Raw genomic sequence first — 8,320 nt, 5'->3', positions numbered from 1 at the left:
GCGCATCGAGGACATGGTCGAGAAGCTGCGCCAGAAGGAGCAGTTCCAGCGCCAGCTCATCGCCAACGTGAGCCACGACCTCCGCACCCCCATGGCCAGCATGCGGGGCCATCTCGAGACCCTGCTCATGGACGACGGACGCGGCGGCACGGCCCACCGGGAGCGCTACCTGCGGATCATCACCGGGAATCTCGACCACCTCGACCGGCTGGTCGAGCACATGCTGGTGCTGTCACGCTTCGATTCGGGCCAGGCCACGTTCCGCATGGAGAACTTCCCCCTGGCCGAACTCGTCGACAGCATCCTGCTGCGCTGCGAGGGCCTCGCGGCCGAGAAGGACGTCACCCTGGCCATGGAGATCGGCGACGGGGTGGGCCAGGTGCTCGCCGATCCGCTGCAGATCTCGCAGGTGCTGCAGAACCTGGTCGAGAACGCCATCAAGTTCAATCGGCCCGGCGGCGACGTGGCCATCACGGCCGAGCGCCAGGACGATCGCGTGCGGATCACGGTGCGCGACACGGGCCGCGGCATCCCCCCGGAAGACCTGCCCCGCATTTTCGACCGCTTCTTCACGGGCGACGAGAGCCGGACCCGCGTGGCCGTCGATCCGGACCGCCGCACCCACGCCCAGCACCTGGCCCAGAGTTCGGGCCTCGGCCTGGCCATCGCGGCCAAGATCGTCGCCGGGCACGACAGCATCCTGCGGGTCGACAGCCGCCTCGGCAGCGGGTCGAGCTTCCATTTCCTGCTGCCTCACGCCGAGGGCGAACGCGAGGACGCCTCGTCGGCCTGATCCGGCCGCCGCATTTCCCGGACCACCGCCACCGCCCCCACCAGGCCGAGCCCGAACAGGGGCCAGGCCCGCCCCGGATCGCCCAGCACCAGCCGTCCGAGGCCGAAGATCACGCCGAACACCCCCGCGCTGCCCAGCAGCCACACCGCCAGCAGCGACCAGCGGAACCCGTCGCACACGACGAACGGATTCGCCCGGGCCACCGGGCCCCAGAAGCCGCCGGGCCGCACCCGGCTGTAGAACGTCGCCAGCCGCAGGTTCTCCACCGGGCGGGTCAGGAGGGTGACCGTCACCCAGGCCGCGATGGTCAGCGGCACGAGGATCAGGGCCTTGTGGTGGGTCGCCAGCACGACGCCGCCCACCTGCACCGGCGTGGCGAAAAGGGCGTAGTCGGCGCCGCTCTGGACCGCGGCCGCCACCTCGAAGCCCACCGCCAGCAGCACCGACGAGCCCAGGGCCGCGATCTCGCTCCAGGCGTTGATGCGCCACCAGAACCAGCGCAGCACGAGCACCGGCCCGATGCCCGCCCCCATGGCCCAGACGAAGAGCCAGGCGCGGCCGATGCTGGTCAGGCGGAAGGCGACGATCACGGCGCACACCATCATCAGCAGCACGCACAGCTTGGCCGCGAGCACCGTCTGCTTCTCGTCGGCGTCGGGCCGGAGGAAGCGGCGCCAGATGTCGTTGACCAGGTAGCTCGCGCCCCAGTTCAGATGGGTGTCGATGGTCGACATGAAGGCGGCGAAGAACGACACCAGCACCAGGCCCAGGAGACCCGGTCCGAGCACGGTGCGCATCACCGCCGGATAGGCCGCCTCGGAGCCGGCGCCGTCGGGCAGGGTCGGAAAGAGCACGAGCGAGCACAGGGCCGTCAGGATCCAGGGCCAGTACCGCACCGCGTTGTTCGCGACGACGAACCACAGGGTCGCCCCGCGGGCGTGGCGTTCGTCGCGGGCGGCGGCCATGCGCTGGATCAGGTAGCCGCCCCCGTCGGCGTTGTGGCTGGCCCACCACATCAGCGTGACGAAGACCAGGAACTTGAAGACGTCCGACTCCAGACCCCAAGCACCGCCGGGCACGAAGGCCAGCGTGTTGGCGCCGGTGGCCGGCAGGGCCGCCAGCTTCGCCTTCAGTTCGGCCACGCCCCCCACGTGGCGCACCGCCAGCACCGCGACGGAGATCGAGCCGGCCATGGCCAGGCCGAACTGGATCACGTCCGTCACCACGACGCCCCAGAAGCCGGCCAGCAGGGCGTAGCTGAGGGCGAGGGCCGCCCCGGCGATGATCGCCACCTCGGGCCGGATGCCCAGCACCTGCTCGGCGACGGTGCCCATGCCCTTCAGCACCCATCCGAGCACGATGAAGTTGTAGAGGATCGCGAAGTAGCCCGCCTTGAAGCCGCGCAGGAAGGCGGCCGGGCGGCCGCTGTAGCGCATCTCGATCAGCTCGTTGTCGGTCAGCACCTCGGCCCGGCGCCAGAGGCGCGAGAAGAGGAAGACGGCCAGCATCTGGCTCAGCACGTAGTGCCAGCCGAACCAGTTGTACCAGATGCCGTGGTCGCGCACGAATCCCGTCACGGCCAGGGGCGTGTCGGCGGCGAAGGTCGTGGCCACCATGCTCGTGCCCAGGACCCACCACGGCAGGGTGCGGCCCGACAGGAAGTACTCCTCGCTCGAGGACGAGGCGCGCCGGCGGAAGGCCAGACCCAGCGCCAGGGTCAGGGCGGCGTAGGCGGCGATGACGAGCCAGTCGAGGGGGTGCAATGCTGACATGAACAGAATCCCGGGCTGCAGGTGCTATGGAACGGCCCGTTGAGGCTAGCATGGGACTCTTCGACCGGCAAGGAGACGCGTCGCGCCCCCGGCCTCAGCGGCCGGGGGCGCCACTTGGCCTAGCCTATTGGCATTCGTGCCCGTAGTGGGAAGCGAACTCGCCAAGGTCAATGATGTCGATGACGCCGTCGAAATTGAAGTCGACAATGCGCGCCGGACCGGCGTTCCCCTGATAGATGGCCGCAAAATCGCCGAGGTCGGAGATATCGACGTCCAGGTCGCCATTCGTGTCCGGGGAAGCGATCTCCACCGGTATCTGCTCGACATTGGTATAGCCCGGTCCCCATTCGACCTGAAGGTAGGCCGAGCTCGTGTTCTTGCTCCCGATATTTCCGGCCCGCAGGTTGAAATCGAACAGGTAGTGGGTTCCCGACGTGCCGCTCAGCGTGAAGTATTCGGACTCCCACATGGACGCACCGCCGCAATAGACCGTGCTGTACGACGACTGGCCGCCGGTGTGAGAGTTCACGAACTTGACGCGCGGGTTGAGTCCCGTGGCGGGATTGCCACTGCTGTCCTTGATCTCGATGTCCAGGTGGCTGGCGATGTCGCCGGCGGGACAGGCCGCAAAGGCCCAATCGTACGCGGGGTAGTAGGGCTCCCACACGATGACGGACGTGGGTGCAGCCACGGCAGCTGCGGCGGTCAGCGAGAAGATCAGGAATATGACGGTCCTGGTGACACGTCCTGGTTCGATTCTGGTCATGGGCGATCTCCCTATGTGTTGTTGTGATGACATACTTGATCGGGAGCGTTTGTTGCTCCCGATGACACGAGCGCAGTGGCGGTCCGAATTCCAACGTCGATTTCGCAGCCCCGGGAACGGCCGCACACGCCGAGGCGCCGCCCCCGCCGGGACGGCGCCTCTTCTCTTCTCCGCCGCGTGGTCCGCCGGCTAGCGGACGAGCGTCATCTTGCGGCTCAGGCGGCCCTGGTCCGTCTCGAGCACGTAGTGGTAGACACCGGAGGCGCAGCCCCGACCGGCGTTGTCGTGCCCGTCCCATTTCACCCGGTGCGGGCCGGCCGCCTGCGACGAGTCGTCGACCAGCGCGCGCACCAGTCGGCCGCGCTCGTCGTAGATGCGCAACCGCACCGCGCCGCGGGCCGGCAGGCTGTAGGCGATGAAGGTCTGCGGGTTGAACGGATTCGGGTAGTTCTGCCCCAGGGTGACCACCCGCGGCAGGTCCGGCGCGTCGGGTGTCCCGGTCACGTCGAGCAGCGCCGTGGCCTGGGCCATCACCTGCGGCGTCGCCCGCCCGTGGGCCACCCAGGCGTCGTACAGCTGCTGCCCGTAGCCGTCGGTGTGGTTCTCGTCGCGCAGGAACTCGATGTACTCCTGCGACGTGCTCTGGTAGTAGAAGGTCACCTCGACGCTCCGGGCCCCCGCCGGCAGCAGGTACAGGGTGTCGTCCCAGTGCTGGCCGTCGGCGTAGCTGTAGCTCACGGGCGGCGACTGCACCGCCTCGAAGTTCGCGTTGGTGAAGCCGCGGGGCGGGATCCGGTTGTCCGAGTACACCGTGTCGTTCAACGGGAAGAAGAAACTCGGACCGGCGGGCACGCCGAGCAGGCCCGACAGCCGCGTCGAGATGCCGCCCTCGATCTCGTAGACCTTGGCGTCGGCGTCGTGGGTCAGGTGCCCGGTCGCGTCGTCGTAGTGGCCCGACTCGTACACCGGCTGGTCGCCCGCATCGAAGGCCTCGACATGGATCCAGGCCCGCCGTCCCTCGGGGTAGCCGGAAGGCAGCTTGTGTCCGGTCTCGTTGGTGATCCGCACGTTGACGGCGGGTTGTCCGTCCACCGGCGTGACCGTGAGCTCCATGCTCGCCGCGAGGGACAGCATCGCCTGGGCCCGCAGCTTGCCGTCCTGCAGGGCGGCCGTGTCCAAGCCCGGATAGAAGTCGGGCAGGATGTCCGGCACGAAGGTGTTGGCGCCGGTCAGGTCGTGGATCGCCAGGTCGGTGCGGGTGGGCGAGCCGGGCACGTTCGCCCCCACGCCCGTGACGTCGCGCATGTGGCAGTCCTGGCAGGTGGAGACCATGCCATCGGGTCGGTCGCCTGCGAACTGGGGCTGGTAGACGCCGCCTGCGGCGTACTCGCTCACGCTCCATTCGCTGAAGGTGCGTTCCACCGGGTACATGTTGCGCTTGTCGCCGTCCGGATGCTGCTGGTCGAGCCCATCGACGTCATACGTGCCCGGTGTGGCGCCGGCCACGAAGACCGGGTTGCTCACGTCGTGGCAGGTGCCGCAGAACTCCGCCGACAGGGTGAAGTCGGAATAGAGCCACTGATGGCTCGGATCGGCATCGCTGTAGGGCCCCCGGCGCACCGGCGCCGGATCGAGGACGAACTGGCCGTTGGCCGGATCGACGGGGACCTCGGCGAGCTCCGCGAGGATGTCCGCGTCCACGGCGGGACTCACGCCCGCGACGTAGTGGGGCGAGACCGAGCGGTGGCAGAAGTCGCACTGGACGCCCTGCAGGTCGACGTCGTTCAGCAGACCCATGCCCGTGTCCAGGGAACGGCCGCCCGCCCAGCCGCCGGGCGAGTGGCAGCGGATGCACAGGTCGCCGGCCGACGGGGCGACCTCCTCGGCCACGATCAGCGTGGCCCGGTACAGGGGATCGCGCATGCTCTGGGCCATCATGCTGCCGTACCAGGTGTGGTAGGGCTCGAGCGAGGCGTCGTATTCGCCGTGGCAGGCGATGCACACGGTCGACGGGTCCTCGAGTTCGCTGCTCTGGAAGGGCTGCGTGCCGGGCATGTCGAAGTCGCGCAGCGTGGTCGGGGCCACGAGCGTCGCTGCGGCATTGAGCGCGAAGGCGACGGCGTTGACCCCCTCGCCGACGTTCCCCGCCCCGTCGGTGGCCACGACCTTAATGGTGCTCGCGGCGCCCGGCAGGTTGGGGATGAACTGCTGGTAGCTGCCGTTGCCCGCCCCGTCGGTGGGCAGCCCCCTGGCGAGCTGCTTCCAATGGGCGCCGCCGTCGCCGCTCAGCCAGATGTCGCAGCCGGCGATCCCGTTCGGATCGACGGCGGTCCAGCTGACGGTCTGCACGGTGCCCGCATCCCACGACTCGCCACCGGCCGGGGAGAGCACCGTCACCACGGGCGGCGTCGTGTCGGTGCCGCCCGAGGGGGTCACATAGGGCAGCACGTCGGCCGGGTCGACATTCACCACGCTGCCGACGTTCCCGGCCGTCAGGCCCGGGAAGGTCGGCGTGTTCGACCAGTTGGCGACGTCGGTGAGCTCGACGAAGTTGCTGAAGCCGTCGCCGTCGGCGTCGAGGAACTCGACGTCGGCGATGGCCGCGTCGATGGACATGCCGGCGGCCAGACGCACCTCGAGCGAAAGACCGTACGGGTTGCGGGTGCCGCCGCCGTCGAAGTCGAAGTGGCAGGCGCCGCAGTGGCCGGCGTTGCTCGGCAGGTCGTCGAGCTGGCTGTCGGTGAGCGTGGTTCCGTAGCGGTCGAACAGGGCCCGGCGATAGGGGTTGCGGGCCTCGGCCGCGGCGGCGGCCAGCAGAACGGACACGACGATGATCCCGAACGCGAGGATCCGAACGGATCCGGAGGCGAGATTCCTGGACATGACACCACTCCCGCGTCTGAACGTGGACAGACTCGAGGCACCCATCCCTCCCCGTGGCAGGGACCCCACACTCTCACGATTCTGTCACAAACAGGAGCCATTGTCAACCATATACGCAATCGTTTAATTATGAGAACAGGTCTCAATACCGTGCAAAATATCCGCTTACAGCGTTTTGACTATTGCAGTTCCCTGGTCAGTATGTCGGAACTCACCCACCACACATCGAACCCACCATTACCCGGACTGCGGTGGGCATCGAGCAGATCCTGCCGCGACACGTGGCCGTCGGCATAGCGTCCGCCATCATCCGGCCGGTTCGAGGCGAAGAACACCGCGCGGCCGTCGGGCGAGACGGTGAGCGACGCGGCCCGCCAGCCCGGGCCGTTGAACGGGGCGCCGAGATGACGGGCCGGCCCCCACGCGCCGTCGATTCCGCGGCGGCTGATCCAGTAGTCGGCGGGCCCCAGGTTCGCCGGGTGCCCGGCGACGCAGAAGACGAGCCAGGTCCCGTCCGGCGCCACGGTGCCGTTGAAGTTGTCCTGCCCCACGTTCACGTGGTCGGGCAGCCGCTCCGGCGCGGCGAAGGCGCCCGGGACGCCGGAGCCGGCGGGCCGTGCCGCCCACAGGGCGGGGTGGCCGAGGCTGTCCTCCCGCGAGAAGAAGAGGGTGCCGTCCGGCGCGAAGGACGGGAAGTACTCGGCCGCGGCGGAGGTGACCGGGGCCGGCAGGGGCGCGGCCGCCGACCAGCCCTCGGCGGTGCGCGTGCGGAAGAAGAGGTTCTGGTTGTCCCAGCGTCGACCCTGCGCCTGACCCGGTGCGGCCCGGTTCGACAGCGTGACCAGCATCCTGCCGTCGGGCGAGAGGGCGGGCTCGAAGCAGAAGAAGTCCGGATCGTCGTGGAAGGGCGCGGTCACGGGTTCGGTCCAGCGCCCGGCCTCGAGCCGCGACTCGAGCACGGTGACCAGTCCCTGGTCCATGACCCCGAACCAGATGCGGTCGCCGCCCGGCGCCACGTGCAGGTCGCGTTCGTTCAGACCGGTGCTGACGAGACCCGGGGCGAAGATCTCCGGCGCGGCCGGCGGCGCGCTGGTCAGCCAGTCGGAGCCCGGGGCCGGCCAGGCGGGCGCCGCCGCAGCCGGCGGCAGCGGGATGTCCGCGGTCCAGGCGGGTGGTGAATGGCCGGCCGCCAGGTCGGCGAGAAAGCCGCCGTCGACCCGCAGCAGCAGGGGATTGCCGCCACCCGGCCGGTTGTGGTCGGCCTGCAATTCCCCCCAGGTGCGGGGCCACGCCCCCTCGCCCCCGAGGCGGCGGGCAGACATGAAGACGAAGTCGCCGCCGGGCGCGAACGACGCCGACCAGCCGCCCACCGAACCGTCGTTGACCCCCGGCCCGAGATTCACCGGCTCGCCCCAGCCGCCGCGGCCGTCCTCGCGCACGAGGCAGTAGTCGACGAGGCCATGGGCCGCCGGTGCGCCCACCACCGACAGGACCAGCCCGTGGCCGTCGGGCGTGAAGGCCGCGTTGAAACGGTTGGTGCCGCAGTTCACCTGATCGGGCAGGCGCATGGCCGGGCCCAGGTTCTCCAGGGCCGCGGGCGCCAACCAGACGCTGTTGGTTCCGCCGGTCGAGTCGGCCCGGGTGAAGACGAGTCGGCCCCGCCCGTCGACCGTCGGGAAGAATTCGTCGGCCGCCGTGTTCACCTGCGGCCCGAGAGGTCGCGGCTCGCTCCAGGCCTCGCCCCGGCGGTCCATGACCCAGAGATTCATGTCGTCGGACGCGGTGCCGGGCAGGGGTCGGCTGGAGGCGAAGAGGAGGCGGCGGCCGTCGGGCGTCACGTGCGGTTCGAGATCGACGCCGTCGACACCGCCGGAGAAGGGTGCGGTCGCGGGCTCCGACCAGGCGCCGTTCCGCCACGTCATCACCATGATGGCCGCGTGGCCGTATCCCGGCGACGCCATGACGTAGTAGAGCTCGCGTCCGTCGGGCGTGAACGCGGCATCCCGCGTCAGCACCGCCGTGGCCACCGAGCCGGGGCCGAGCAGGCGGGGCGACGGCGCGGGTCCGCTCGCGCCCGGCAGGTCGGGCGGTGGCGCCGACGGCCGA

Annotated in this window: 5 protein-coding genes; 1 reads left to right on the top strand and 4 read right to left on the bottom strand. The window is 69.8% G+C overall.

What is annotated here, in order from left to right:
* On the top strand, nucleotides 1-793 hold a 793-nt coding region (locus KDM41_14410; protein ID MCB1184619.1), incomplete at its 5' end, for a hypothetical protein.
* Here KDM41_14410 and KDM41_14405 read toward each other — a convergent pair.
* The 4 genes from KDM41_14405 to KDM41_14390 form a co-directional block, all read right to left on the bottom strand.
* On the bottom strand, nucleotides 754-2,565 hold the full coding sequence (locus KDM41_14405; GenBank protein MCB1184618.1) for a Na+:solute symporter: 1,812 nt from the start codon (nucleotides 2,563-2,565) through the stop codon (nucleotides 754-756). The two genes, KDM41_14410 and KDM41_14405, sit on opposite strands and share 40 nt — an antisense overlap.
* A gap of 124 nt (nucleotides 2,566-2,689) precedes the next feature.
* Nucleotides 2,690-3,331 carry a hypothetical protein gene (locus tag KDM41_14400; GenBank protein MCB1184617.1) on the bottom strand — a complete coding sequence of 214 codons (642 nt, stop codon included), beginning with the start codon at nucleotides 3,329-3,331 and terminating at the stop codon, nucleotides 2,690-2,692.
* A 189-nt stretch (nucleotides 3,332-3,520) separates the two neighbouring features.
* Nucleotides 3,521-6,214: a T9SS type A sorting domain-containing protein gene (locus KDM41_14395; GenBank protein ID MCB1184616.1), complete on the bottom strand. Its 2,694-nt coding sequence runs from the start codon at nucleotides 6,212-6,214 to the stop codon at nucleotides 3,521-3,523.
* A 179-nt stretch (nucleotides 6,215-6,393) separates the two neighbouring features.
* Nucleotides 6,394-8,320 (bottom strand): PD40 domain-containing protein (locus tag KDM41_14390; protein ID MCB1184615.1); only part of this gene is annotated, 1,927 nt, incomplete at its 5' end.

This window comes from bacterium, assembly GCA_020440705.1.
GTDB lineage: Bacteria > Krumholzibacteriota > Krumholzibacteriia > LZORAL124-64-63 > LZORAL124-64-63 > JAGRNP01.
Note: the sequence above shows the minus strand (reverse complement) of the source record. Positions and strands in the feature narration are given on the sequence as shown.

What these genes read in the sequence shown, in the direction of transcription:
- KDM41_14405 (MCB1184618.1), bottom strand. Translation starts at nt 2,565, where the DNA reads ATGTCAGCATTGCACCCCCTCGACTGGCTCGTCATCGCCGCCTACGCC.
- KDM41_14400 (MCB1184617.1), bottom strand. Translation starts at nt 3,331, where the DNA reads ATGACCAGAATCGAACCAGGACGTGTCACCAGGACCGTCATATTCCTG.
- KDM41_14395 (MCB1184616.1), bottom strand. Translation starts at nt 6,214, where the DNA reads ATGTCCAGGAATCTCGCCTCCGGATCCGTTCGGATCCTCGCGTTCGGG.